Raw genomic sequence first — 23,771 nt, 5'->3', positions numbered from 1 at the left:
CTAAACCATCACCAAGAGGTCAAGACCATGCCCGCGTACAAACGCATTTTGCTCAAGCTTTCCGGCGAAGCCCTGATGGGCGATGACGCATTCGGTATCAATCGCGCCACCATCGTGCGCATGGTGCAAGAAATTCGCGAAGTCACGCAAACCGGCGTTGAGGTCGCGGTGGTGATCGGTGGCGGTAATATTTTCCGCGGTGTGGCGGGTGGTTCGGTCGGGATGGACCGCGCCACGGCCGACTATATGGGCATGCTGGCCACGGTGATGAATTCGCTTGCCCTGGCCGACACCATGCGCCAAGAAGGTATCGTCGCGCGCGTCATGTCGGCCATCGGCATCGAACAGGTGGTCGAGCCCTATGTGCGTCCCAAGGCTTTGCAGTATCTGGAAGAAGGCAAGGTCGTTGTGTTCGCAGCGGGCACCGGCAACCCCTTCTTCACGACCGACACGGCAGCGGCTTTGCGTGGCGCCGAGATCGGCGCCGAGATCGTCTTGAAGGCGACCAAGGTAGACGGTGTTTACACCGCTGACCCCAAAAAGGATCCGTCGGCGACGCGTTATTCGCGTATTTCCTTCGATGACGCGATCAGCAAGAATTTGCAGGTTCTGGACGCCACCGCGTTTGCGCTATGCCGTGACCAGAAGCTGCCGATCCGTGTCTTCAGCATCCTCAAGCCGGGTGCCTTGAAGCGGGTGGTGTTGGGTGAAGATGAAGGCACGCTGGTCCACGTTTGAGTGGTGGCCACGTTAGGTGAATCAGGACATCAAGGTCGAGAATCATGAGCATTGCAGACATCAAGCAAAACGCTGAAGCGAAGATGGCAAAGTCCATCGAGGCCCTCAAGGGTGAGTTGCACAAAATCCGTACCGGGCGCGCGCACCCGGGCATTCTGGATCAGGTCAGTGTTGACTATTACGGCTCGCCGGTGCCCATCACCCAGGTTGCCAATGTGACTCTGCTGGACTCGCGCACGATCAGCGTGCAGCCTTGGGAAAAAGGCATGGGCGCCAAGATCGAGAAGGCGATTCGCGAGTCCGATCTGGGGCTGAACCCGGCCTCACAGGGTGACTTGATCCGTGTGCCTATGCCGGCGCTGAACGAAGAGCGCCGCCGCGACCTGACCAAGATCGTTCGCAATGCTGGTGAGGACGCCAAGATCGCAGTGCGCAATCTGCGCCGTGACGCCAATGAGCAAGCCAAGAAGCTGACCAAAGAAAAGCTGATCAGCGAAGACGACGAGCGCCGCAGCCTCGATGACGCACAAAAACTCACCGATCGCACGATTGCCGAGATCGACCGCCTGATCGCCGGCAAAGAAGCCGAAATCTTGGCCGTTTGAGTGGCGCCAGCTCAGTGACGAATGATTTGAGCGGCATGAACAACGAGAAAGCGGCGGGACCGCGCCACATCGCCATCGTGATGGATGGCAATGGCCGCTGGGCGAAGAAGCGGTTTTTGCCGCGCTTCTTCGGCCACAAGGCCGGTGTCGACAGTTTGGTCAAGATAGTGCAGTCCTGCATCGACCGGGATGTCGAATACCTGACGGTGTTCGCCTTTTCCAGTGAAAACTGGAAGCGCCCCAGCGATGAGGTCTCTGGCCTGATGGGCCTGGTGTTGGCGGCGGTGTCGCGCTATCTGGCCAAGATGGGTCAGATGGGCGTGCGCATCCGCATCGTCGGTGACCGCGACGCCGTCTCGCCCAAGCTGCGCAATGCCTGGAATGAGGCCGAGTCGGCCACGGCGCACAACACAAAGCTGACGATGTCGGTGGCCTTCAATTACGGCGGTCGCTGGGACATCGTGCAGGCCTGCAAGGCTGCCATCAATGCCGGTGTGCCGGCCGCAGAGTTGACCGAGGCGCGGCTGTCGGAGTTCATGGCGATGAGCTATGCGCCTGACCCCGATCTCTTTATCCGTACCGGCGGTGAGGTGCGCATCAGCAACTTCATGCTCTGGCAGGTGGCTTATACCGAGTTTGTGTTTTCCGACTGCCTCTGGCCCGAATTTGGCGAGAAGCAGTTGGATGCTGCGATCGCGGCCTTCCGTGATCGCGATCGGCGCTTCGGCGGCGTCAAAGAGGCGCCGGCTGTGGCCGCTGTTTAAACCCCATGCTGAAGACTCGAATCATCACGGCCTTGGTCTTGTTGGCCGTGCTGCTGCCGGCTTTGTTTGCGCCGCAGTCGCTGCCCTTCGCCTTGTTGACGCTGTTGATGATAGGCGCGGCCGGCTGGGAGTGGGCGCGACTAAACGGCATCGTCGGTGCGCCGGCTGTGAGTTTTGGCTTGGCGGTATCCGCAGCGGCTTGGACTGCCTATATGGCGCTGGGCATGCAGGCAGCGCCGGCTTGGGTCTGGTGGGTAGCGAGCCTGGTCTGGGTGCTGGGTAGTGCCTATGCGCTGCGCGGCGGGCCGAGCCAATGGCCGCATGCGCCGCAACTGCTGCGCACGCTCTTGGGCGCCTTGGTCTTGGTGGCTGCTTGGGGTGCCATGGTGCAGGCCAAGGCCGTAGGCATCAACTTTTTGCTGTCGATCTTCTGCCTGGTGTGGATGGCCGATATTGCCGCCTATTTCGGTGGCCGCGCCTTTGGCAAGCGAAAATTGGCGCCGACCATCAGCCCGGGCAAAAGCTGGGAAGGTGTTTGGTCCGGTATGTTGGGCGTGATGCTGCTGGCCTTTGTTTGGGCGTTCTACATCGATAGCCATGTGGCGGTGGATTCTCCGAGCCTGTATCAATTGCTGCTCAAGGGTCAGTCCTTGCCGGTCGGCCTGTTCGCACTGCTTTGCTTGAGTGCGATGAGCGTGGTCGGTGATTTGTTCGAATCCCTGTTGAAGCGTGCGGTCGGTGCCAAAGACAGCAGCCAGTTGCTGCCCGGTCACGGCGGCGTGCTGGACCGCATCGACGCCTTGCTGCCGGTGTTCCCGGTTGCCCTGGCCTTGAGTTCATTGAGTGTGTTGGCATGATGAGTGACGCCCGTTTTCAGCGCATCACGGTACTGGGTTCAACCGGTTCCATTGGGGTCAATACGCTGGATGTTTTGTCCCGCCACCCCGAGCGTTACGAGGTTTTTGCCCTCAGCGCGATGAGTCGCGTCGATGCCTTGCTGGCGCAATGCTTGCAATGGCGCCCGCGTTTTGCAGTGATGCCAGACCGCGCACTGGCCCAAGAGCTGCGGCTCAAGCTGCACGAGCAGGGAAGCAAGACCGAGGTGCTGGACGGAGCCGAGAGCCTGTCTGAAATCGCAGCTCACCCGGACGTGGACATGGTCATGGGTGCCATCGTCGGCGCGGCCGGCTTAGCCCCTTGCTTGGCCGCTGCGCGCGCGGGCAAGCGCCTGCTGCTGGCCAATAAGGAGGCCATCGTGGTTGGGGGGGCGCTGTTCATGCAGGCTGTCGAGCAGGGCGGTGCAACCCTGCTGCCAATCGACAGCGAGCATTCGGCGATCTTTCAATGTCTGCCCGAGGACCGCAAGACTTGGGCTCAGCGCATCGATCACATTGTGTTGACCGCGTCCGGCGGGCCGTTCCGCCAGCGCGACCCGTCCACGCTTGCCGAGGTCACGCCCGAGCAGGCTTGCGCGCATCCGAACTGGGTGATGGGTGCGAAGATTTCGGTGGACTCGGCCACCATGATGAACAAGGCGCTGGAGGTGATTGAGGCGCGTTGGCTATTCGGCCTGACCCCGGAACAGATCAAGGTCGTCATCCATCCGCAAAGCATCATCCATTCGATGGTGGTCTGCCGCGATAAATCGGTCTTGGCGCAACTTGGCACACCCGATATGCGGGTGCCGATTGCCTATGGCCTGTCCTTCCCCGAGCGCATCGAAGCAGGTGCCAGCCGGCTGGATCTGCTCAGCGGGCCCTCTTTGAGTTTTGAAGAGGCGGACGAGCAGCGTTTCCCTGGCTTGTACCTGTCTTGGCAGGCCTTGCGCGGTCCAGAAGGTGCAACAGCGGTCTTGAACGCGGCCAACGAGGTCGCCGTCGAGGCTTTCTTGAGCCGGCGCCTGCGCTTTGACCAGATTCACCAGATCAACTGCGCCAGCCTCGAAGCGGTGCGCCCCGAAGCGGGCGAATGTGCCGATGTGGCTGGCCTGTTGGGGCTGGATGCGCGCACGCGCCGGCATGCGCAAGGCTTGATTGCGGGCCTGTCTGCATGACCACCTTGCTGGCTTTTTTGCTGACGCTGGGTGTATTGGTGGTCGTGCATGAGTATGGCCATTACCGCGTTGCCCGCGCTTGCGGTGTCAAGGTCTTGCGTTTCTCCGTCGGCTTCGGCAAGGTGATATGGCGGCGCCAAAGCGGCCCCGATGCCACCGAGTTCACGCTCTGTGCCTTGCCCTTGGGCGGCTATGTGCGCATGCTGGATGAGCGCGAGGGGCCGGTCGACGCGGCGCTGCGCTCGCAGGCTTTCAACAATCGGCCTCTGCGGCAGCGTGTGGCGGTGGTGGCAGCGGGGCCTTTGGCTAATCTGTTATTGGCGGTGCTGCTGTTTGCCGCTGCGATGTGGGTGGGTACGACTGAACCCAAAGCCTTGCTGGGAACGCCGCCCATTGAATCCGTGGCAGCGCGGGCTGGTTTGCGGGCCGGTGATTGGGTGCGAGCGACTTCGGTTGATGGCCAGCAATGGCGCGATTTGGCGTCCTATACCGAGCTGATGGCGACCGTATTGGAGGCTTCGTCGAGCGGCGAGACCGTGCATCTGGACGTTTCCGATGCTGGTGGTCATGGGCGCCGCAGCTTGGTGCTCGATACCAGTCGCCTGAGCGCCGGCACCATGGACGGGGCCGGCTTGCGCAAACTCGGGCTGACGCCCATGAGTGATGCGATCTTGGGTAAGGTCAACGAGGGCGGCGCTGGGGCCCAGGCCGGTTTGATCGAGGGCGACCGCGTGCTCAAGGTTGACGGCGTTGCGGTCACCGATGCGGCTGCGCTGCGCGAGTTGATTCGCCGGTCGGTCCAAGGCGAAACCTCGGTCAAGTCGCTCTGGTTGATCGAGCGCGGCGGCCAAGGACTGGAGCTTGAGGTGAGCCCAAGGGCCGTCAGCGATGCGGGTCAGACCATCGGTCGCATTGAAGCGATGGTCGGGGCGGCGCCGCAGATGGTCAAGGTTAGCCACGGATTTCTTGAGGGCTTGAGTCTCGGTGCGCAGCGCACTTGGAACGTATCCTGGATGACCTTGAAGGTCTTCGGTCGGATGTTGATTGGCGAGGCCTCCTTGAAGAATTTGAGTGGCCCTTTGACGATCGCCGACTATGCGGGGCAGTCGGCGCGCTCAGGTCTGGCGCAGTATTTGGGATTCTTGGCGCTGGTCAGTGTTAGCCTTGGCATCTTGAACTTGCTGCCGCTGCCGATGCTCGATGGCGGACACCTGATGTATTATCTTTTCGAGGGTTTAAGCGGCCGCCCGGTCTCGGAGTGGTGGCAAACGCAGCTGCAACGCGCAGGGGCGTTGATCCTGATGCTGATGATGGCCCTAGCCCTTTCTAACGACGTGGTCCGCTTGACGGGCCTGCATTGACTCTATCTGCATGTCCTCATCTCTAAGAACGGGTGCTCGTATGCGCCCCTCAATCCTGACCTTGGCCTTGTTGGCCTCACTGCAGTCAGGCGTCGCCTGGGCGGTGGATCCCTTTGTTCTCAAGGACATTCGCGTTGAAGGTTTGAAGCGGACCGACCCCGGTACGGTTTTCGCTTCCTTGCCTTTCCGCATCGGGGACAGCTATAGCGAGGACAAGGGTGCCGCGGCCTTGCGTGCGCTGTTTGCCACCGGTTTGTTCAAAGACGTTCGCATCAATATCGACGCTGACACATCGGCCGTGGTGGTGATGATCGAAGAGCGCCCCATCATCGCCAACGTCAGCTTCGCGGGTTTGAAAGAGTTCGATACCGAAGCGCTGACCAAGTCGCTGAAGGACGTCGGCATCGGTGAAGGTAAGCCCTTCGACAAGGCCCTGGCCGATCGCGCCGAGCAGGAATTGAAGCGGCAATACCTGACGCGCAGCCTTTACGGTGCCGAGGTGACGACCACCATCACGCCGCTGGAGCGCAACCGCGTCAACGTCAGCTTCACCGTGAATGAAGGTGAGCCGGCAAAGATTGGCGTGGTTCGAATTCAAGGCAGCTCGGTGTTCTCGGAAAGCACTTTGGTCGGTCTGCTGGAGCAGACCAGCAGTGGCTGGTTGACCTGGTACACCAAGACCGACCGCTATTCGCGCGCCAAGCTCAATGCCGATCTGGAGACCTTGCGCTCCTACTATTTGAACCGTGGTTACCTTGAGTTTGCGGTGACTTCGACTCAAGTGACGATCTCGCCTGACAAGCAGAGCATTGACATTGCCATCACCGTCAGCGAAGGCCAGCAATACACGGTGACTGCGGTCAAGCTCGAGGGTGAGTTCCTCGGTCGCGAAGAGGACTTCAAGCGCCTGATCTTCTTCAAGCCCGGTCAGCCCTATCAAGGCGAAGCCGTGGCGCAGACGACGCGGGCGTTCCAAGATTTGTATGGCTCTTTTGGCTACGCGTTTGCGCGTGTCGATTCGCGCCCCGAGATTGACCGAGCTACGGGCCAAGTGGTGGTGACCTTGGTGGCCGAGCCGGCGCGTCGAGTCTATGTGCGCAATGTGATCATTGCCGGCAACACGCGCACGCGTGACGAAGTGATTCGGCGCGAATTCCGCCAGCTTGAATCGGCCTGGTATGACGGCCAAAAGATCAAGGCATCGCGCGACCGGGTCGAGCGCCTGGGTTACTTCAAAGAGGTCACGATTGATACGTCGGAAGTGCCGGGCGCGCAAGACCAGGTTGATGTGCTGCTGACCGTGGTCGAGCGCCCGACCGGCAATATTCAGGTTGGCGCAGGCTACTCCAGCCAGCAAAAACTCTCCTTCACCGGCGCGATCAAGCAGGAAAACGTGTTCGGCTCGGGCCACTATCTGGGCATCGAAGTCGCAACCGCATCGACCGGGCGCAATCTGGTGCTCAGCACGGTGAATCCTTATTTCACCGTCGACGGTGTGTCGCGTGCCTTGGACGTTTTCTACCGCACGCAAAAGCCTTACAACTCCTTGGGTGAGCCCTATGAGCTGGTCACGGTCGGCTCATCGATCCGCTTTGGCGTGCCGTTCTCCGAACTGGATACTGTGTTCTTCGGCTTCGGCTATGAGCGCACCAAGATGACCACCAACTCGGGTCTGCCGAATAGCTATTTGCTTTACGGCCGCCAGTTCGGCCGCGACAGCGTGGCCTATCCGTTCACGATCGGTTGGCAGCGCGATAACCGAGACAGCATCATTTCGCCGACGGTGGGCAAGTACTCGCGTATCAATTTGGAGTTGAGTCCCATGGGTGATGCGCGTTATGCGCGCGCCAATTTGCAGTATCAGCAATACATCCCGGTCACCAACAAGATCACCTTGGGGCTGAACAGCGAATTGGGTTGGGGCCAGGGCTTGGGTAGCCGGCCGTTCCCGATTTTCAAGAACTTCTATGCCGGCGGCTTGGGCTCGGTGCGGGTGTTTGAGGCCGGTTCGCTTGGGCCGGTTGACGTGACGGGTACACGTACGGGTGGCAATCGCCGCGCCAACGTCAACGCGGAACTGTATTTGCCCGTTCCAGGTACGGGCAATGACAAAACCTTCCGGCTCTACACTTTCGTGGATGCCGGCAATGTGTGGGGCTCGTTCGAACAACTCAAATTTGCGGACGTCCGCTCATCGGCCGGCCTCGGGATCAGTTGGATTTCGCCCATGGGCCCTTTACGCTTGAGCTATGGCAAGGCGCTGAGCAAGCAACGCACGGATAGAATCGAGCCATTCCAATTCCAGATCGGGAACGCATTCTGATGAAGAGCAAAATGTTGAAGTTGGTGGCTTTGGCCGCCATGATGTCTGTGTCGGCCCTGTGCGCGGCACAGGAAATAAAGATTGGCTATGTCAACAGCGAGCGGGTGCTGCGCGAAGCCAACCTGGCCAAGACGGCTCAAATCAAGCTTGAGACCGAGTTCGGCAAGCGCGAGAAGGAGCTGAAGGATCAGGAGACCAAGCTGCGCGGTGCGGCCGAAAAGCTCGAAAAAGAAGCGCCGACCCTGGCCGAGGCCGAGCGCAATCGCCGCCAACGCGATTTGGTGGAAGTTGACCGCGACCTGCAGCGCAAGCGCCGCGAGTGGCAAGAAGATCTGACTCAGCGCAAGAACGAAGAATTGGGCGCTGTGGTTGAGCGTGCTAACCGCGTCATCAAGCAGATCTTTGAAGCGGAAAAGTACGACATCATCTTGCAGGATGCGCTGAACGTCAGCGCGCGTGTCGATATCACCAAGAAAGTGATTGACACGCTTAACGCTCAGAAGTGATAGGTGGCCACAGCTGTCACGCTGGCCGAAGTGATCGCCGCCTTGGGCGGCGATCTTCATGGCGAGGCTCATACCCGCATTGAGCGCGTCGGCACCTTGCTCGGCGCCGATGCGCTGACGCTGAGTTTCCTGGCTAATCCGCGCTATCAAGCGCAATTGGCGAGCACAGCTGCGGCCTGTGTGATTGTGGCGCCTGCCTTTGCCCAGGCCGCCGCAGCGCGGGGTGCGGCCATCGTTACGCCCGATCCCTACTTGTACTTCGCCCGCTTGACGCAGTGGTGGTCGCGCCGCGTGCGCCCGCGTGCTGCGCCGCGCGTTCATCCGAGCGCGGTCATCGACCCCAGTGCTCGCTTGGGCGCAGGCGTAGATGTGGGTGCCTTGGCCGTCATTGAGGGGGGTGTGCAAATCGGTGCCGATGCAATCATCGGCGCCCAATGCGTGCTTGAGCGCGGCGCGGTAATTGGTGCCGGTACGCGTTTAGGCTCCCATGTCACCGTCGGCTTCGATTGCAAGATTGGCGAGCGATGCATCTTGCATGCAGGTGTGGTGATCGGCGCCGATGGTTTTGGCTTTGCGCCGAATGCGGGCCGCTGGGAAAAGATCGAGCAACTTGGCGCGGTACGCATCGGTAATGACGTGGAAATCGGCGCCAACACCTGTATTGATCGGGGTGCGCTCGACGACACCGTGTTGGCCGATGGCGTCAAGCTCGATAACTTGATCCAGATCGCGCATAACGTGCGCATTGGTGAACACACGGCAATTGCCGGTTGTACAGCGATTGCCGGCAGCACCACGATAGGTGCGCACTGCACCATCGCCGGCGCGGCTAATATCGTCGGCCATCTTGAAATTGCCGACCATGTGCACGTGTCGGCGGCGACCTTGATCAGCCGCAGCATTCATAAGCCGGGTCTGTACAGCGGGGTGTTTCCGTTCGACGACAATGCCAGCTGGGAAAAGAACGCAGCCACGCTGCGTAATTTGTATTCATTGCGTCAGCGCGTACTCGCGCTAGAGAAGAAGAATTCATCATGATGGACATCCACGAAATTCTCAAAAGATTGCCTCACCGCTACCCGCTGCTGCTGGTTGATCGGGTGCTGGAGATCGAGAAGGGTAAGCGCATTCGGGCGCTCAAGAACGTCAGCATCAATGAGCCTTATTTCGTTGGCCATTTCCCGCACCGCCCGGTCATGCCGGGTGTGTTGATGTTAGAGGCGATGGCGCAGGCCGCGACGCTGTTGGCGCTGGCCAGTACCGATATCGTGCTCGACGATTCCACGGTGGTCTACTTTGCCGGCATTGATAACGCCCGTTTCAAGCGGCCTGTCGAGCCCGGCGACCAGCTCTTTTTGGATGTGACGCTGGACCGCGCCAAAGCGGGTATCTTCAAGTTCTCGGGCCAGGTCCTGGTCGGTGACCAGTTGGCCGCCGAGGCGCAGTTGATCTGCACGATGCGAAAAATAGCAGACTGATTGTTTGATTGACAGACCACCTAGCATGAGCCTGATTCACGCCACTGCCATCATTGACCCTGCCGCTCAACTGGACAGTTCGGTCAAGGTCGGCGCCTACACGGTGATTGGGCCGCATGTGCGCATCGCTGCGGGCAGCTCGATTGGCCCGCATTGCGTGATCGAGGGGCACACCACCATCGGCCGGGACAACACGATATTCCAGTTCAACTCGATCGGCGCCGCGCCGCAGGACATGAAGTACGCGGGCGAGCCGACAAGGTTGGTGATCGGGGACCGCAACACCATTCGCGAGTACTGCACCTTCAATACCGGGACGGTACAGGACAAAGGCGTGACCCAACTGGGCGATGACAACTGGATCATGGCCTATGTCCACTTGGCGCATGACGTGCTGCTCGGCCATCACAATGTGTTGGCCAACGGTGTGACCTTGGCGGGCCATGTAGAGATCGGCGATTGGGTGACTGTCGGTGGTTTGACGGGCATGCTGCAACGCATGCGCGTGGGCTCGCATGCAATGATTGGCTTCCAGGCCCATGTGGCCCAGGACGTGCCGCCCTTCATGACTGCTGATGGCAACCCCTTGACCGCGCGCGCGGTCAACGTGGTGGGGCTGCGCCGGCGTGATTTTTCGGCCGAGCGCATCGCCTTGATCAAGCAGATGCACAAGCTGCTGTACCGCTCTTCGTTGACACTGGAGCAGGCCGTGGCAGCCATTGCTGATTTGAAATCGCAGCAAACTGAAGTTGCGGACCTTGAGTTGATGTTGAACTTCCTCGCTGCCGCGTCACGCGGCATCGTGCGCTGAACCGATCACACATGAAGGACAACGCGCCTCGTTTCGGCATGGTGGCCGGCGAGGCTTCCGGTGATTTGCTGGCCGGTTTGCTGCTGGCGGGTCTGCGCGCGCGTTGGCCGGACTTGACTGCACAAGGCATAGGCGGGCCACGTATGGCGGCGCAGGGCTTTGAGTCCTGGTGGCCGCTCGACAAGCTGTCGGTGTTTGGCTATGTCGATGCTCTATGGAATCTGCGCGAACTGTTGAGCATACGCAAGCAGTTGGGTGACCGACTGTTGGCCTTGCCTTCGAACGAGCGGCCGGCAGCCTTCATCGGCATTGACGCACCGGATTTCAATTTCGGCCTGGAGCAGCGCGTGCGCGAAGGCGGTATCAAGACGGTGCACTTTGTCTGCCCGTCGATCTGGGCCTGGCGAGCCGAGCGGGTCGAGAAGATCAAGCGTTCGGCCGATCATGTGCTGTGCCTGTTCCCCTTCGAGCCCGAGTTGCTGAACCGGCATGGCATTGCCGCGAGCTATGTCGGCCATCCGCTGGCTGATGCGATTCCGCTGACGCCGCCTAAGGCAGAGGCGAGGGCGGTGCTGGCTTTGGGCGAGCAGGCGGTGGTGGTGGCCTTGTTGCCGGGGAGTCGGCGCAGCGAGATCGCCTATATCGCCGAGCCGCTACTGAAGGCGGCCGTCTTGATGCAGCAGGCCCGGCCTGAATTGCGCTTTGTAATGCCGTTGGCACCCGGCTTGCGTGAGCTGATTACGCCGCTGGTGGCAGCTCATGCGCCGGCGCTCGATTTGACCTTATTGGATGGGCGCTCGCATGAAGCCTTGGCCGCCTGCGATACCTGCTTGGTCGCCAGTGGCACGGCGACCCTTGAGGCGGCCTTGTTCAAGCGGCCGATGGTGATTGCCTATCGCATGCATGCACTCAACTGGTGGCGCATGAAGGGTCGCAATTACCAGCCCTGGATTGGCCTGCCGAATGTGCTGGCACGCGAGTTCTTGGTGCCGGAATTGATTCAGGATGCTTGCACGCCGCAGGCCCTGGCTCGCGAGGGTTTGGCTTGGCTGGATGACCCAGCTCGTTACGCACGGGTGCAAGCCTGTTTTGAGGAACAACACCGAACGCTGCGCTGCAATACCGCGCTGAAGGCCAGCGATGCGATCGCAAAAGTCATCGATGGCGTTTGAACAGCTGGGCTTGGACTGGAATGGTCAGGGCTTGATGGCCGGCGTTGACGAGGCCGGGCGCGGCCCGCTGGCCGGGCCAGTGGTGGCTGCCGCCGTGATGCTCAATGATGCCCAGCCGGTGCTGGGCCTGGCCGACTCCAAGGTCTTGACCGAAAAGCGGCGTGAGCGCTTGTTCGATGAAATTCGCGCCAAGGCCCTGTGCTTTTGCATTGCCGAGGCCAGCGTCGAAGAGATCGACCGCTTGAATATTTTGCAGGCCACGATGCTGGCGATGCGCCGTGCCATCGAAGGTCTGCGGCTGAAGCCGTCCATGGTCCTCGTCGACGGCAATCGCCTGCCCATCCTGAAAATCGCGGCCGAGGCCATCGTCAAGGGCGATGCCAAAGTACCGGCGATTTCGGCGGCCTCTATCTTGGCCAAAGTGACGCGCGACCGCCAATGCCTGCAGATGGCCGAGGCCTTCCCTGACTACGGCTTTGCCAAGCACAAGGGTTATCCGACCGCCGAGCATCTGGCGGCCTTGCAGGCGCTCGGCGTGACGCCTTGGCATCGCCGCAGCTTTGGCCCAGTGCGCTCGCTGTTGGAGGCCAAATGAGTCAAGTGCTACACATTACCTCGCGGGATAACCCCGTTTTGCAGCGTCTGCGCAAACTGAGCCAGGACGGTGGCGCTTATCGCAAGCTGGGTTCTATTTGGCTGGAAGGCGATCACTTGGTGCGTGCTTGTTTGCAGCGCAATTACCCGGTTAGCTTGGCGGTGTTGACCGAGGCGGCCGCGACGGACCCGGTTTTGCGCCAATTGGCTGATGCGGCACCGCGCCAGCTGATCGTGCCGACGGCCTTGTTCAAGGCCATCAGCGGCCTGGAGTCCCCGGCGCAGATCGGCTTTGAGGTTCCGCATGATGCGGGCCAAACGCTGTGCCCAGGTGTGGACACTGTGGTGCTGGACCGCCTGCAGGACGCCGGCAACGTCGGCACGATTTTGCGCAACGCAGCGGCGATGGGCTTTCGCCAAGTCTTGGCGATCAAGGGCACGGCGGCGCTGTGGTCCCCAAAGGTTTTGCGCGCCGGCATGGGGGCGCATTTCGGCCTGCGCCTGATTGAAGGGCTGGCGCCGGCCGAGCTTGATGCCCTCGAGCTCACCATGGTGGCCACCAGTTCATACGCGCAGCAGCAGTTGCATCAAATCGCTCTGCCCAGCCCTTGTGCCTGGGTGATGGGCCATGAAGGGCAGGGCGTGCAGCCCGACTTGATGCAGCGCTGTGGGTTGACGGTGGGCATCCCCCAGCCGGGCGGCGAGGAATCGCTGAACGTTGGCAGCGCGGCGGCGATTTGTCTGTACGAGTCAGCCCGCCAGCGCTTGCTTGCTCAGTAAATCAAGCGATCCGGGCGCAGGTCGCGCAGGATGGTGGTGGCGATCTCCTCGATCGACTTGTGCGTTGACGACAGCCAAGCAATGCCGTCGCGCTTCATCATTTTTTCGGCTTCATTGACCTCGTAGCGGCAATTCATCAGGTCGGCATATTTGGAGCCCGGCCGGCGCTCGTTCCGGATTTGGCAGAGGCGCTCGGGGTCAATCGTCAGGCCAAAGCATTTGCGTTTGTAGGGGGCGAGAGAGTCGGGCAGGCGTCCGCGCTCAAAATCCTCCGGGATCAGCGGGTAGTTGGCGGCCTTGATGCCATGCTGCAGCGCCAGATAGAGCGAGGTCGGCGTCTTGCCGCTGCGCGACACGCCGACCAAGATGACGTCGGCGATGTCCAGATTCTTCGACGATTGCCCGTCATCATGGGCGAGCGAGTAGTTGATCGCTTCGATGCGGTCGTGATACTCCTGGCTGCGCGCCACATCGGAGAAGCGCCCGACCCGGTGGTTCGATTTGACCTCGAATTCTTCTTCGAGCGGTTCGATAAAGGTGCCGAACATGTCCAGCACCCGGCCTTGGCAATGGTCGCGGACGATTTTCAGCACATCGCGATCGACCAAGGTGGCGAACACGATTGCGCGCTTGCCTTCGCGCTCGCCGGTCTCATTGATCTCTCGCACGACGGCATAGGCCTTCTCGGCGCTGTCGACAAAAGGGCGGCGCACATGGCGCGGCTTGGTCGGGAATTGGGCCAGTATCGAGTTACCGAAGGTTTCAGCGGTGATCCCGGTACCGTCCGAGACAAAATACACGGTGCGATGGGGCATGGTGGTGTGGCTCTAGAGTGTTTGTAGATCATAAGGTCATGTAACCCGTAGAATCCCTAGCAATTAGCCGCCAGCAGCCAACAGCCATGCGCAGTTCACCAACACTCAAGCCCGAGCAAGAACAAGAATCCAAAATTCTTGGGCTGAGTCACTGCGCCATTGGCATGGGAGGTGCAGTTCGAAGCGCCTCGGCGGGAACCCCGAATTTTCAACCTTACGGAGTTTTCCCATGTCCACACGCTATGAGCCGACCGCCTTGGTCGTTCCATTTGAGAATCTGAGAATGAGCGACGTCGAGGTCGTTGGCGGTAAGAACGCCAGCCTCGGCGAAATGATCTCGGAGCTTTCCTCCTCGGGTGTTCGCGTCCCCGGCGGCTTCGCCACCACCGCGCACGCCTTCCGCGAGTTCCTCAAGCATCAAGGCTTGGACAAGCGCATCGAAGCGCGTTTGCTGACGCTCAATACCGACGATGTGCGCGCGCTGGCCGAGGCCGGCGCCGAGATTCGTGGTTGGCTGGAGGCGCAGCCCTTTCCGGCCGATCTGGAGGCGCAGATCCGCGCTTCGTTTGCACAACTGACCGCCGACCACCCGGATGTGTCTTTCGCAGTGCGCTCCTCAGCCACTGCCGAAGATCTGCCCGACGCTTCATTTGCCGGTCAGCAAGAGACCTTCCTGAATGTGATCGGCATTGAAGAAGTGCTGCACAAGATGAAGGAAGTGTTCGCCTCGCTCTATAACGACCGTGCGATCAGCTACCGCGTGCACAAGGGTTTTGCCCATGCCGATGTGGCCTTGTCGGCTGGCGTGCAGCGCATGGTGCGCTCTGACCTCGGTTCGGCCGGTGTCGTGTTCACCATCGACACTGAGTCCGGCTTCAAGGATGTTGTCTTCATCACCTCCAGCTACGGGCTGGGTGAGACCGTGGTGCAAGGTGCCGTCAACCCGGACGAGTTCTATGTCCACAAGCCGGCGCTGCTGAAAGGCAAGCTGCCCATCATCCGGCGCAACCTCGGATCCAAGCTGATCCGTATGGAATTCACCTCCGCAGCTGAGAAAGCATCGACCGGCAAGTTGGTCAAGACGGTCGACACGCTGCCCGAAGCGCGCAATCGCTATTCACTCAACGACGCCGAGGTCATCGAGTTGGCCCGTTATGCGTTGATCATCGAGAAGCATTACGGCCGGGCGATGGACATCGAGTGGGGCCGTGACGGCGTCGATGGTCAGATCTACATTCTGCAAGCTCGCCCCGAGACGGTGAAGAGCCAGGCGGCCGGCCAAGTCGAGCACAGCTACAAGCTCAAGGGTCACAGCGCGGTGCTGGTCGAGGGCCGTGCGATTGGTCAGAAGATCGGCACCGGCCCGGTCCGCTTGGTCACGCATATCAGCGAGATGGACCGCGTGCAGCCCGGCGATGTGTTGGTGACCGATATGACCGACCCGAACTGGGAGCCGGTGATGAAGCGGGCCTCGGCCATCGTGACCAACCGCGGCGGGCGCACCTGCCACGCCGCCATCATCGCGCGGGAACTCGGCATTCCGGCCGTGGTTGGCTGTGGCGACGCGACCGAGAAGTTGAAAGAAGGTCAGTTGGTGACCGTGGTCTGCTCCGAGGGCGACACCGGCTTCATTTACGACGGTCTGCTCGAGACCGAGGTCTCCGAGGTGCACCGGGGCGAGTTGCCCTATTGCCCGATCAAGATGATGATGAATGTGGGCAACCCACAACTGGCCTTCAACTTTGCCCAGATGCCTAGCGCAGGGGTCGGCCTGGCGCGCCTGGAATTCATCATCAACAACAATATCGGCGTGCATCCGAAGGCGATTCTCGACTATCCGAATATCGACGCTGATCTGAAAAAGGCGGTCGAGTCGGTGGCGCGCGGGCACGCCTCGCCACGCGCTTTTTATGTCGATAAATTGGTCGAAGGCATTGCCACCATTGCGGCGGCTTTCTTCCCGCGCCCGGTGATCGTGCGTTTGTCTGACTTCAAGAGCAATGAGTACCGCAAGCTGATCGGTGGCTCGCGCTACGAGCCCGATGAAGAGAACCCGATGCTGGGGTTCCGCGGTGCGTCGCGCTATATCAGCGGTGAGTTCTCGGACGCCTTCGCGATGGAATGCGAGGCGCTCAAGCGCGCGCGCAACGAGATGGGCCTGACCAATATCGAAGTCATGGTGCCTTTCGTGCGGACCGTGCGCCAGGCCGAGCGGGTCGTGGCGATGTTGGCCGAGCGCGGGCTGAAGCGCGCGGCGGCAGGTGGCCAAGACGGCCTGCGCGTCATCATGATGTGTGAGGTGCCCAGCAACGCAATCTTGGCAGAGCAGTTCCTGGAGCACTTTGATGGTATGTCGATTGGCTCTAACGACTTGACTCAGCTGACACTGGGGCTGGACCGCGATTCGGGTCTGGAGCAGTTGGCGGGTGACTTTGACGAGCGGGACCCGGCCGTCAAGGCCTTGATCTCGCGCGCCATTGCCGCTTGCCGCGCGACTGGGAAATACATCGGTATCTGCGGGCAGGGCCCGAGCGACCACCCGGACTTTGCCGACTGGTTGGCCGGTGAGGGCATCACGTCGATTTCGCTCAATCCCGATTCGGTGATCGAAACCTGGCAACGTCTGTCCAAACGTTGAGCCTCTGCGGCGCCTGTCTGGGCCGCCTGCGAGTACAAAGACGACGGCCCTGCGGGGCCGTTTTCTGTGGCTTTGACGAATGCGAACCCCGGGTTCTTGGCAATAGCCAGCGGCTTCGCTCGCTTGCATGATGCCGGGCTAAAGCCATAGTTGGAAAAATGAAATCGCCCCCAGCAGCCGTACCGCAAAACTCAGCCAGTTCTGGGGTGAGGGCCAGCCTGCGCCCCAAGCTCATGCGCATTTACGCTTGGTACACGCTGGGCTTTGTCGTGTTTGTGCTTCTCTTGGCGGTGCTGGAGCAGTGGGGCATGGCCAAGAGCTGGATCGGTTTCAGCTTTATGGCCGCCACCGTTGGGGTTTATGCCTGCATCGGCTTGTTGAGTCGCACCACCGATGCCGATGAGTATTACGTAGCGGGCCGGCGCGTACCGGCGATCTTCAACGGGATGGCGGCCGGCGCCGATTGGATGAGTGCGGCATCGTTCATCGGCTTGGCCGGCACGCTCTATTTTTCCGGCTATGGCGGCTTGGCCTTTGTCTTGGGCTGGACGGGTGGCTTTGTCTTGGTGGCACTGTGCTTGGCGCCCTACCTTCGCCGCTTCGGCCAGTTCACGATTCCCGATTTTTTGGGCGCTCGCTACGGCGGCAGCGCGCCGCGCCTGATCGGGGCGGCCGCAGCTGTTCTGGTCTCCTTCATCTATTTGGTCGCGCAAATTTACGGCGTCGGCCTCATTACTTCTCGTTTGACCGGCTTGGCCTTTGAGGTGGGTGTTTTTGTCGGGCTGGGCGGCGTCTTGGTGTGTTCGTTCTTGGGTGGGATGCGTGCAGTCACCTGGACGCAAGTTGCGCAATACATCGTCTTGGTGATCGCCTATTTGGTCCCGGTGGTCTGGTTGAGTGCAAAGCAAACAGGCATTCCATTGCCACAAGTCATTTACGGCTATCAGTTGGCCAAATTGACGCAGCGCGAGCAGCAATTGTTGACCGATCCGGCTGAATTGCAGGTCCGCGCTATCTTTCAGGATCGTGCCGATGGCTTCGCGCGCAAACTGCAAGATGTCCCCGAATCGCTGGCCTTGGAGCGCGCACAGGCCGCGCACCGAGTTGCGGAGCTCAAACGCCAGTCCGATACGCCCTTGGCCTTGGTTCAGGCTGCCGAAAAGAGTCAGGCGGCCCTGCCGCGCACCCCCTCAGAAGCACGAGAGCAGTGGCAACGTGCTTTGGCCCTCAATGAGGCGAGAGCGCAGCCGCTGGTCGGCATGCCGCCCCATGCGGAGCAGTTCGCGGGGGACCCGGACGGCACGCCGCAAGCGCGCCAACAGTTTGATGAGTCGCGGCGCAATTTTATGGCGCTGGTGTTTTGCCTGATGGTGGGGACGGCCGGCCTGCCTCATTTGTTGACGCGTTACTACACCACGCCTTCGGTGCGCGAAGCGCGCGAGTCGGTGGCTTGGTCGTTATTCTTTATTTGTTTGCTTTACCTGACCGCGCCAGCGCTGGCGGTGATGGTCAAGTACGAGGTTTTTACGAGTCTGATTGGCACGCCGATCGCCAACTTGCCAGCTTGGATCGGGCAATGGGCGCGTGTCGACGCGGGCCTGCTGTCGGTCAGCGATGTGAATGGCGACGGGATCTTGCAACTTGGCGAGTTGCGCATCAGCAGCGACATCATCATGCTGATGACGCCTGAGTTGGCCGGCCTGCCTTACGTGGTGTCGGGCATGGTGGCGGCGGGAGGCTTGGCCGCAGCCCTGTCCACGGCAGATGGTCTGCTGCTGACCATTTCGTCGGCCCTGTCTCATGATGTCTACTACCGGGTGCTCAATCCGACAGCAAGCATGACGCGTCGGGTGACGATGTCCAAGGCCTTGTTGCTTGCCACGGCCTTGGCAGCGGCAGCGGTAGCGGCGCATAAACCGGCCGATATTTTGTATTTGGTTGCGGCAGCGTTCTCGGTGGCCGGGGCGGCCTTCTTCCCGGCCTTGGTGTTGGGTATTTTTTGGCGGCGGGCCAATGGCTGGGGGGCGGTGGCAGGCATGTTGGTGGGCCTGGGCCTCACTTGCTATTACATGGTCCACGCCACGCCTGGCCTGCGTTTGGCGCTGGGAGTGCCGGGGCAGGCGTCCTTGTGGTGGGGTATTCAACCTATTTCGGCTGGGTTGTTCGGCGTGCCGGCAGGATTCGCGGCTGCCTGGCTGGTCAGCTGCCTGACCCCCGCGCCGGCCCCGGAGCAAGCGCACATGCTTGAGCGAATGCGTGCTCCTGTTGGTCTGGTGGGACCATAAAGCGCTGTGTTACGCGAGTTTGTGCGCAAGCAAGTCTTGTCGGCGCCCTGAGTCTGAGCTAGAATAGCGGGTTCCACCTTGCCGTGACCACGTGACTGACGCTGTGGCTCGGCTTCCTCAGGCAAGGGTTTAATCGAAAAAGGTCGATTGAATCCGCTGCCTGGAATCCACAAGGAGTATTTATGCGTCACTATGAAATCGTTCTGCTGATCCATCCGGATCAGAGCGAACAAGTCCCAGCCATGCTGGAGCGCTACAAAGGCCTGATCACCACGGGCGGCGGCGTTGTCCACCGCGTTGAAGATTGGGGCCGCCGTCAAATGGCTTACCTGATCCAGAAGTTGGCCAAGGCCCACTATCTGTGCGTGAACATCGAGTGCAGCAAGGAAACCTTGGTTGAGCTCGAAACTGGTTTCCGCTTCAATGACGCCGTGCTTCGCCACCTGACGGTGCTGAAGTCCAAGGCCGAAACCACGCCTTCAGTCATGATGAAGTCTGTGGACCGCGAAGAAGCCCGCAAGGCTCCTCAAGTCGCGGCTGCCTAATTCTTTGAATTGGCTTTAGCTTGGTGTTTGAAACGGTAGTGAGCGGGCTCGCTTCCATTGCGCAACAAAACGGTCGGTGGGTTCTTTTTTGAATCATCTGATCTTGCAGGCGCAGTTGCTGGAGTTGGGTTTGGTCAGGTACACACCGGCCGGTTTGATGGCCTTGGACTGCTGCTTGAAGCATGAGTCCCAGGTACAAGAAGCCGGCAGGCCACGCAAGATTTCTCTGGAAATCAAAGCCGTGGTGATCGGTGATCTGGCCAAGCGCTTACAGAGTTTGGGACTTGGTGGAATGGCCCAATTTACGGGTTTCCTGAGTGCCCAGCGCAATGGTCGTGGAACTATTTTCCACATCACTGCACTCGATACCGTCACAACATCAAATTGTTCGAATCCGGATAGAAATTAATGAGGTCACACAATGGCTCCTCCACGCGGTAAAGGTCGCTTCTCGAAAGACAAGAAGCCCAAGCGCAATACCCAATCCTTGCTGTTCCGTCGTAAGCGTTTCTGCCGCTTCACCGTCACCGGTGTTGAGCAGATCGACTACAAGGACATCGACACGCTGCGCGATTTCGTCGGCGAAAACGGCAAGATCACGCCCGCTCGCCTGACCGGCACGCGCGCATTCTTCCAGCGTCAGCTGACTGTTGCGATCAAGCGTGCGCGTTTCCTCGCCATGCTGCCGTACAGCGATCAGCACAAGGTCTGAGGAGTAGGACAACATGCAAATTATTCTGCTTGAAAAAGTAGCCAACCTCGGCAACCTGGGCGATGTCGTCACGGTCAAGAACGGTTACGCCCGCAACTTCCTGATCCCAACTCGCCAAGCACGTCGTGCTACCGAGGCAGCGATCAAGGAATTCGAAGTCAAGCGCGCTGAGCTCGAGAAGATTGCTGCTGAAAAGCTCGCAACTGCTCAAGCTCTGGGCGAAAGCTTGACCGGCAAGACTGTCTGCATCAGCCAAAAGGCTGGCGTGGATGGCCGCTTGTTCGGCTCGGTCACCAATGCCGACGTGGCCGAAGCTCTCGTCAAGTTGGGCTTTGCTACCATCACCAAGACACAAGTTCGCATGCCTTTGGGCGCGCTGAAGGCTGTCGGCGAGTTCTCTGTTAACGTTGCTCCTCACACCGATGTGGTCGTGGAAGTCAATGTCCAGGTAGTTCGTCAGGCCGACTAAGGTCTTGCACAACTGACCTTCATCGGTCAGCTGAAAAAAGCCGACAGCTGTCATAGCCGTCGGCTTTTTGCGTTTTTGGGGGCTGATTTATACAGAGTCATCCCCTGTTTTCCCACAGACTTGTCCACAGACAAGCTGCTCGGTCATTGCCGAATTTCAGCGAGTTACCATCATGAGCGCGACTTTCTCTTCCACGCCCTTGCCAGGGTCTGCCGGTTCCGCCGGCGGCGCCGATCGCCGCGATGATGAAGTAGCGCGCCTGCGCACGCCGCCGCATTCGATCGAAGCGGAACAAAGCGTGTTGGGTGGCTTGCTGATTGACAATTCGGCCTGGGACCGCGCCGGGGACTTGTTGACCGAGTCCGACTTCTATCGCTTCGAACACAAACAGATCTTTGTCGCCATCGGCAAGCTGATCAATGGCGGCAAGCCGGCCGACGTGGTAACCGTTTTCGAGGAGCTGACCTCACACGGCAAGGCCGAAGAGTGCGGCGGTCTGGCCTATTTGAATGCCTTGGCTCAGAGCGTCCCGAGCGCCGCCAATATTCGGCGTTATGCAGAGATCGTCCGTGAGCGAGGCATCCTGCGCAAACTGGTCAGCGCCAGCGATGAGATCGCCACTGCAGCCTTGGCACCGCAGGGCCGGGCGGTGGCGCAAATTCTCGACGAGGCCGAGGGCAAGATCTTCCGCATCGGCGAGGAGGGCTCGCGCAGCCAGCAAGGCTTCCAGAGCATGGACAACTTGGTGGTAGCGCTGATCGACCGCGTCAATGAGCTGGCCGAGAACGGCGCCGAGGACGTCACCGGCGTGCGCACCGGCTTCTTCGATCTGGACCGTATGACGGCTGGCTTTCAGCCCGGCGACCTGATCATCTTGGCCGCCCGCCCGTCGATGGGCAAGACCGCGTTTGCGATCAATATCGGTGAGAACGTGGCGATCAATGAAGGCCTGCCGGTCGTCATCTACTCGATGGAAATGGGCGCTGCGCAGCTCGCCATGCGTATGGTCGGCTCGATCGGGCGCATTGACCAAGGCCATCTGCGTACCGGCCGCTTGGCGGATGATGAATGGGGACGCTTGTCCGAAGCGGTCGACAAACTCGGCAAGGCCAGCATCTTCATCGATGAAAGTCCTGGCCTGAGCCCGTCCGAGGTGCGCGCCCGTGCGCGCCGCCAAGCCCGTATCTGCGGCAAGCTAGGTTTGATCATCGTTGACTACTTGCAACTGATGAGCGGCAATGGCGGCAACGAAGAGAATCGCGCGACCGTGATTGGTGAAATCTCGCGTGGCTTGAAGGCCTTGGCCAAGGAGTTGCAATGCCCGGTGATTGCGCTCTCGCAGCTCAACCGAAGCGTCGAGCAGCGGCCTGACAAGCGCCCGATGATGAGTGACTTGCGGGAGTCGGGGGCGATTGAGCAGGACGCGGACATCATCATGTTCATCTACCGTGATGACTATTACATGAAGGAAGAGTCCAAAGAGCCGGGCATTGCCGAGATCATCATCGCCAAGCAGCGAAATGGCCCCGTCGGTACGGTCAAGCTGTTCTTCCAGCGCATGCACACCAAGTTTGAGAATCTCGCACCTGGGTACGTAGGGGCAGAACGGGATGAATACTAGTCCCTCACGGTTACCTTCACAGAGGGGCCACTGATGCGCGGAGCGCATCAGTGGCCTTGTGATTCTGACCTTCCAATTGATGGGTGCAACGGTCGGTTTTACGAGGCGTTCCCAACCTTGGCAGTTGGGAAGGTTGGGAATTGTAGAAATCTGCGTAGAAATCGAGAACGCTCTGACCGCCGGTAGCCTCTCGCAGCCGCGCTCTGGCGTCATTCCCTCTAGACCACCAAGAATTTGCCTCGTCGGATGGCCCGTCGGATCCATGGCATGCCCCGTCGGTTGTGACCCGTCGGATTCAATCCGTCTGCCGAACCGATGGGGCTACCGACGGCGGCTGGCTGAACTTCAGACGGCGGCCGTCTGCCCCATAGGAATCGAGGCGTTGCAGAGCCCGAAACCGGGCGGGAGCACGAGCGCCGTCAGTTCAGCCCGGTTTGGCCGCGCGAGGCGTTTTCTAAGGTCCCTGCCGCCCCGCCGGGAGGCGTTGGCCTTCTTTGATCCGCCTTGACCTTCTGTGGACGTATCTCGCAGATCGCCTGGTAGCTACATCCACGGCAGGACATACAGAACGCACGTGGGTCGGGGTTGTCCGTGACGTTCTCTCGACTCACGCCGGTAGCCGCGATGCCCTTTGCGATGACCTCGTCAGACAGTGTGTAGGCACGTGTTCCGCGACCAAACATTTCGACCCTGGTCGCCTCGGCGCCAGGTCGGGCGAATGAATGCTTGAGTTGCCGACCAAGCCATTCGGGGCTTTCGATTTCAGCGATACCGGTAATCTTAACCGTGGTCTTCTCGACGCTGTCTTCCAGACGGCAGAGTGACGCCCCCGCGCCGCTTGTCACCGCACTTGCGTTGCTCGAACTTTTCCGCGTGAAGGCGGCTGTGTATTCCAGTGGTCGTCAATATCCAGGCCAGTGCGATCAGCACGCAATCCAGTTGACCTGCCCCAGAACCCGTACCAGTCGACTTGAGGAATCCGCTGGGTTGAAGGAGATTACTCCTGGGTCTGCTGCGGCGCCGGGACAGCGCCGCTGGTAGTTCGCCGATGCTGCACAGCAAACTTGGCTGGTGTCCGGTCTCGAATGTGCTGCAGTCATTCAGAGGAGCCGTTCACGAAATCTTCGGTCAACCGTAGCCGAATGGCTGCTGCTTGACCCGTCGAATGGGCGCGATCGACCCACTGGGAGCCGCTCGCTCCTTCGTCGCCTGTGGCAGCTCCGTGCGGCGGATTCAACTGGTCGGTGCAACACACTAATNTTCGACCGCCTGAGCGTCGACGCTGCGCAACCGCGTTGACTTTGGCAGAGAGAGAAGAGATCTCCCGTGCGCTGACGGTCGGGCAGTTAATGCGTTCGGTCGCTACCCGGCTTGGAAGGGCGCCGTCCACGATCAGCCGAGAGATTGGCCGCAATGGCGGCCAGGACGCCTATCGAGCGACCCTGGCTGACCAGGCTGCATGTGGGAACGCTCTCTTCGACCGAAGCTCTGTAAATTGGCC

The 23,771-nt window shown here is 60.3% G+C and carries 22 protein-coding genes and 1 pseudogene; 22 read left to right on the top strand and 1 reads right to left on the bottom strand.

The features are described 5' to 3' along the window. The first annotated feature begins 27 nt into the window (after nucleotides 1–27). From pyrH to LNV09_RS13280, 14 genes are read left to right on the top strand one after another with little or no spacing between them, the layout of a single operon-like run. On the top strand, nucleotides 28–738 hold the full coding sequence (gene pyrH, locus LNV09_RS13345) for a UMP kinase (RefSeq protein ID WP_263531940.1): 711 nt from the start codon (nucleotides 28–30) through the stop codon (nucleotides 736–738). A gap of 44 nt (nucleotides 739–782) precedes the next feature. Beyond that, nucleotides 783–1,343, top strand: coding sequence for a ribosome recycling factor (gene frr / locus LNV09_RS13340; RefSeq protein ID WP_263531941.1), 561 nt, complete (start codon nucleotides 783–785; stop codon nucleotides 1,341–1,343). A 35-nt stretch (nucleotides 1,344–1,378) separates the two neighbouring features. Continuing rightward, nucleotides 1,379–2,107, top strand: coding sequence for a polyprenyl diphosphate synthase (gene uppS, locus LNV09_RS13335; protein ID WP_263557572.1), 729 nt, complete (start codon nucleotides 1,379–1,381; stop codon nucleotides 2,105–2,107). A 5-nt stretch (nucleotides 2,108–2,112) separates the two neighbouring features. After that, nucleotides 2,113–2,964: a phosphatidate cytidylyltransferase gene (locus LNV09_RS13330; protein ID WP_263557571.1), complete on the top strand. Its 852-nt coding sequence runs from the start codon at nucleotides 2,113–2,115 to the stop codon at nucleotides 2,962–2,964. Then, entirely contained in the window at nucleotides 2,961–4,160 is a 1,200-nt protein-coding gene (locus LNV09_RS13325; RefSeq protein ID WP_263557570.1) for a 1-deoxy-D-xylulose-5-phosphate reductoisomerase, read from the top strand. Before LNV09_RS13330 ends, LNV09_RS13325 begins: the two co-directional genes overlap by 4 nt. After that, the gene (rseP, locus tag LNV09_RS13320) at nucleotides 4,157–5,521 is read left to right on the top strand and encodes an RIP metalloprotease RseP (protein WP_263557569.1); all 1,365 of its coding nucleotides are present in this window, start codon (nucleotides 4,157–4,159) and stop codon (nucleotides 5,519–5,521) included. The genes LNV09_RS13325 and rseP overlap by 4 nt, the downstream gene beginning before the upstream one ends. A gap of 40 nt (nucleotides 5,522–5,561) precedes the next feature. Further along, complete coding sequence (gene bamA / locus LNV09_RS13315; RefSeq protein WP_263557568.1) at nucleotides 5,562–7,844, top strand: outer membrane protein assembly factor BamA; 2,283 nt, start codon at nucleotides 5,562–5,564, stop codon at nucleotides 7,842–7,844. After that, the gene (locus LNV09_RS13310; protein WP_263557567.1) at nucleotides 7,844–8,350 is read left to right on the top strand and encodes an OmpH/Skp family outer membrane protein; all 507 of its coding nucleotides are present in this window, start codon (nucleotides 7,844–7,846) and stop codon (nucleotides 8,348–8,350) included. Before bamA ends, LNV09_RS13310 begins: the two co-directional genes overlap by 1 nt. Before the next feature lie 3 nt (nucleotides 8,351–8,353). Continuing rightward, the gene (gene lpxD, locus LNV09_RS13305) at nucleotides 8,354–9,388 is read left to right on the top strand and encodes a UDP-3-O-(3-hydroxymyristoyl)glucosamine N-acyltransferase (protein ID WP_263557566.1); all 1,035 of its coding nucleotides are present in this window, start codon (nucleotides 8,354–8,356) and stop codon (nucleotides 9,386–9,388) included. Beyond that, on the top strand, nucleotides 9,385–9,828 hold the full coding sequence (gene fabZ / locus LNV09_RS13300) for a 3-hydroxyacyl-ACP dehydratase FabZ (RefSeq protein WP_263557565.1): 444 nt from the start codon (nucleotides 9,385–9,387) through the stop codon (nucleotides 9,826–9,828). The genes lpxD and fabZ overlap by 4 nt, the downstream gene beginning before the upstream one ends. Nucleotides 9,829–9,853: 25 nt before the next feature. After that, complete coding sequence (gene lpxA / locus LNV09_RS13295; RefSeq protein ID WP_263557564.1) at nucleotides 9,854–10,639, top strand: acyl-ACP--UDP-N-acetylglucosamine O-acyltransferase; 786 nt, start codon at nucleotides 9,854–9,856, stop codon at nucleotides 10,637–10,639. Between the two features lie 11 nt (nucleotides 10,640–10,650). Beyond that, nucleotides 10,651–11,811, top strand: coding sequence for a lipid-A-disaccharide synthase (lpxB, locus tag LNV09_RS13290; protein WP_263557563.1), 1,161 nt, complete (start codon nucleotides 10,651–10,653; stop codon nucleotides 11,809–11,811). Beyond that, nucleotides 11,780–12,406, top strand: a complete 627-nt coding sequence (gene rnhB, locus LNV09_RS13285) for a ribonuclease HII (protein ID WP_263557562.1) — start codon at nucleotides 11,780–11,782, stop codon at nucleotides 12,404–12,406. The genes lpxB and rnhB overlap by 32 nt, the downstream gene beginning before the upstream one ends. Then, nucleotides 12,403–13,185, top strand: a complete 783-nt coding sequence (locus LNV09_RS13280; RefSeq protein WP_263557561.1) for a TrmH family RNA methyltransferase — start codon at nucleotides 12,403–12,405, stop codon at nucleotides 13,183–13,185. The genes rnhB and LNV09_RS13280 overlap by 4 nt, the downstream gene beginning before the upstream one ends. Here the strand turns inward: LNV09_RS13280 and ppsR are convergent. Next, a complete protein-coding gene (ppsR, locus tag LNV09_RS13275) occupies nucleotides 13,179–14,000 on the bottom strand; it encodes a posphoenolpyruvate synthetase regulatory kinase/phosphorylase PpsR (protein ID WP_263557560.1) in 822 nt (273 codons plus the stop codon). The two genes, LNV09_RS13280 and ppsR, sit on opposite strands and share 7 nt — an antisense overlap. A 229-nt stretch (nucleotides 14,001–14,229) precedes the next feature. Here ppsR and ppsA point away from each other — a divergent pair, with 229 nt between their 5' ends. From ppsA to LNV09_RS13235, 8 genes and pseudogenes are all read left to right on the top strand, one after another. Further along, nucleotides 14,230–16,638: a phosphoenolpyruvate synthase gene (ppsA, locus tag LNV09_RS13270; protein WP_263557559.1), complete on the top strand. Its 2,409-nt coding sequence runs from the start codon at nucleotides 14,230–14,232 to the stop codon at nucleotides 16,636–16,638. Nucleotides 16,639–16,871: 233 nt separating this feature from the next. Further along, entirely contained in the window at nucleotides 16,872–18,923 is a 2,052-nt protein-coding gene (locus LNV09_RS13265; RefSeq protein ID WP_263557558.1) for a sodium:solute symporter family protein, read from the top strand. A 182-nt stretch (nucleotides 18,924–19,105) separates the two neighbouring features. Further along, nucleotides 19,106–19,468 carry a 30S ribosomal protein S6 gene (rpsF, locus tag LNV09_RS13260; protein ID WP_263557557.1) on the top strand — a complete coding sequence of 121 codons (363 nt, stop codon included), beginning with the start codon at nucleotides 19,106–19,108 and terminating at the stop codon, nucleotides 19,466–19,468. A gap of 76 nt (nucleotides 19,469–19,544) precedes the next feature. Continuing rightward, the gene (gene priB, locus LNV09_RS13255; protein WP_318023294.1) at nucleotides 19,545–19,877 is read left to right on the top strand and encodes a primosomal replication protein N; all 333 of its coding nucleotides are present in this window, start codon (nucleotides 19,545–19,547) and stop codon (nucleotides 19,875–19,877) included. Nucleotides 19,878–19,889: 12 nt separating this feature from the next. Then, nucleotides 19,890–20,180, top strand: coding sequence for a 30S ribosomal protein S18 (gene rpsR, locus LNV09_RS13250; protein ID WP_263531959.1), 291 nt, complete (start codon nucleotides 19,890–19,892; stop codon nucleotides 20,178–20,180). Nucleotides 20,181–20,193: 13 nt separating this feature from the next. Next, nucleotides 20,194–20,649, top strand: a complete 456-nt coding sequence (gene rplI / locus LNV09_RS13245; RefSeq protein ID WP_263557555.1) for a 50S ribosomal protein L9 — start codon at nucleotides 20,194–20,196, stop codon at nucleotides 20,647–20,649. Nucleotides 20,650–20,821: 172 nt separating this feature from the next. Continuing rightward, nucleotides 20,822–22,270 (top strand): replicative DNA helicase, encoded by a 1,449-nt coding sequence (gene dnaB / locus LNV09_RS13240; protein ID WP_263557554.1) that lies wholly within the window; start codon nucleotides 20,822–20,824, stop codon nucleotides 22,268–22,270. 1,262 nt (nucleotides 22,271–23,532) lie between these two features. Next, nucleotides 23,533–23,771, top strand: a pseudogene (locus tag LNV09_RS13235) (helix-turn-helix domain-containing protein); the annotation flags it as partial.

It is taken from the genome of Paucibacter sp. B2R-40 (genome assembly GCF_025717555.1).
In the GTDB taxonomy this organism is placed as follows: Bacteria; Pseudomonadota; Gammaproteobacteria; order Burkholderiales; family Burkholderiaceae_C; genus Paucibacter_A.
Note: the sequence above shows the minus strand (reverse complement) of the source record. Positions and strands in the feature narration are given on the sequence as shown.

What these genes read in the sequence shown, in the direction of transcription:
- pyrH (WP_263531940.1), top strand. Translation starts at nt 28, where the DNA reads ATGCCCGCGTACAAACGCATTTTGCTCAAGCTTTCCGGCGAAGCCCTG.
- rpsF (WP_263557557.1), top strand. Translation starts at nt 19,106, where the DNA reads ATGCGTCACTATGAAATCGTTCTGCTGATCCATCCGGATCAGAGCGAA.
- LNV09_RS13310 (WP_263557567.1), top strand. Translation starts at nt 7,844, where the DNA reads ATGAAGAGCAAAATGTTGAAGTTGGTGGCTTTGGCCGCCATGATGTCT.
- LNV09_RS13325 (WP_263557570.1), top strand. Translation starts at nt 2,961, where the DNA reads ATGATGAGTGACGCCCGTTTTCAGCGCATCACGGTACTGGGTTCAACC.
- rseP (WP_263557569.1), top strand. Translation starts at nt 4,157, where the DNA reads ATGACCACCTTGCTGGCTTTTTTGCTGACGCTGGGTGTATTGGTGGTC.
- dnaB (WP_263557554.1), top strand. Translation starts at nt 20,822, where the DNA reads ATGAGCGCGACTTTCTCTTCCACGCCCTTGCCAGGGTCTGCCGGTTCC.
- rnhB (WP_263557562.1), top strand. Translation starts at nt 11,780, where the DNA reads ATGCGATCGCAAAAGTCATCGATGGCGTTTGAACAGCTGGGCTTGGAC.
- lpxA (WP_263557564.1), top strand. Translation starts at nt 9,854, where the DNA reads ATGAGCCTGATTCACGCCACTGCCATCATTGACCCTGCCGCTCAACTG.
- ppsA (WP_263557559.1), top strand. Translation starts at nt 14,230, where the DNA reads ATGTCCACACGCTATGAGCCGACCGCCTTGGTCGTTCCATTTGAGAAT.
- LNV09_RS13265 (WP_263557558.1), top strand. Translation starts at nt 16,872, where the DNA reads ATGCGCATTTACGCTTGGTACACGCTGGGCTTTGTCGTGTTTGTGCTT.
- rpsR (WP_263531959.1), top strand. Translation starts at nt 19,890, where the DNA reads ATGGCTCCTCCACGCGGTAAAGGTCGCTTCTCGAAAGACAAGAAGCCC.
- ppsR (WP_263557560.1), bottom strand. Translation starts at nt 14,000, where the DNA reads ATGCCCCATCGCACCGTGTATTTTGTCTCGGACGGTACCGGGATCACC.
- lpxB (WP_263557563.1), top strand. Translation starts at nt 10,651, where the DNA reads ATGAAGGACAACGCGCCTCGTTTCGGCATGGTGGCCGGCGAGGCTTCC.
- frr (WP_263531941.1), top strand. Translation starts at nt 783, where the DNA reads ATGAGCATTGCAGACATCAAGCAAAACGCTGAAGCGAAGATGGCAAAG.
- LNV09_RS13330 (WP_263557571.1), top strand. Translation starts at nt 2,113, where the DNA reads ATGCTGAAGACTCGAATCATCACGGCCTTGGTCTTGTTGGCCGTGCTG.
- rplI (WP_263557555.1), top strand. Translation starts at nt 20,194, where the DNA reads ATGCAAATTATTCTGCTTGAAAAAGTAGCCAACCTCGGCAACCTGGGC.
- fabZ (WP_263557565.1), top strand. Translation starts at nt 9,385, where the DNA reads ATGATGGACATCCACGAAATTCTCAAAAGATTGCCTCACCGCTACCCG.
- LNV09_RS13280 (WP_263557561.1), top strand. Translation starts at nt 12,403, where the DNA reads ATGAGTCAAGTGCTACACATTACCTCGCGGGATAACCCCGTTTTGCAG.
- uppS (WP_263557572.1), top strand. Translation starts at nt 1,379, where the DNA reads ATGAACAACGAGAAAGCGGCGGGACCGCGCCACATCGCCATCGTGATG.
- bamA (WP_263557568.1), top strand. Translation starts at nt 5,562, where the DNA reads ATGCGCCCCTCAATCCTGACCTTGGCCTTGTTGGCCTCACTGCAGTCA.